Genomic DNA, 819 nt, shown 5'->3' on the forward strand with positions numbered 1-819 from the left:
GCTGGAACACCTCCTTTCTGGAGCTGTACGATAATAGTTTTGTATAGAGAAACCTATTAGGTTCGTCTCTTTTTTTTCTTGTACTACGGAAGCTGTTTACTATAATAAAGAGAAAAAGGAAGCCGGGCATTCTCGCCCAGAGGCCTGAACGCAGCCGGACACAGTCCTATAGCTCAGTTGGTTAGAGCGCCACACTGATAATGTGGAGGTCGGCAGTTCAAGTCTGCCTGGGACTACTTCTTTGAGGGGGATTAGCTCAGCTGGCTAGAGCACCTGCTTTGCAAGCAGGGGGTCAACGGTTCGAATCCGTTATTCTCCACTCTAGTAGTATACAAGTTAAGAGTAAACAAGTTGACGAGTTCGTCTCGTTATCTTGTCAACTTAAGACTCGTCAACTACATCCGATCTTTGACATATTGACACAAGCAAGACTGTAGAATATAACAACAGTATCAAGTATGAGCATCCAAAGTTTCCTTTGGTGCGAAGAAAGTAATTAAGGGCGTATGGTGGATGCCTAGGCTCATGGAGGCGATGAAGGACGTGATAAGCTGCGATAAGCTTCGGGTAGATGCAAATAATCTTTGATCCGAGGATTTCCGAATGGGACAACCCGGCCGTCTGAAGGACGGTCATCTTGACAAGTTCAAGAGGCGAACGCAGGGAACTGAAACATCTTAGTACCTGTAGGAATAGAAAATAAAAGAATGATTCCCCTAGTAGTGGCGAGCGAACGGGGAATAGCCCAAACCGGCGTTGTGGCAACGCATCGCCGGGGTAGTAGGACCACGACATTGTATCTTGCGTGTGAGAGGAATT

2 tRNA genes and 1 rRNA gene are annotated in these 819 nt (G+C 46.5%); all 3 read left to right on the plus strand.

What is annotated here, in order from left to right:
• The first annotated feature begins 162 nt into the window (after positions 1-162).
• Positions 163-236: transfer RNA gene (locus AC1EK4_RS11935), tRNA-Ile, on the plus strand.
• A 9-nt stretch (positions 237-245) separates the two neighbouring features.
• A tRNA-Ala gene (locus AC1EK4_RS11940) sits at positions 246-319 on the plus strand.
• Positions 320-486: 167 nt separating this feature from the next.
• Positions 487-819: ribosomal RNA gene (locus tag AC1EK4_RS11945) — 23S ribosomal RNA — on the plus strand; the annotation flags it as partial.

The organism is Prevotella sp. C0026C3, from assembly GCF_056590795.1.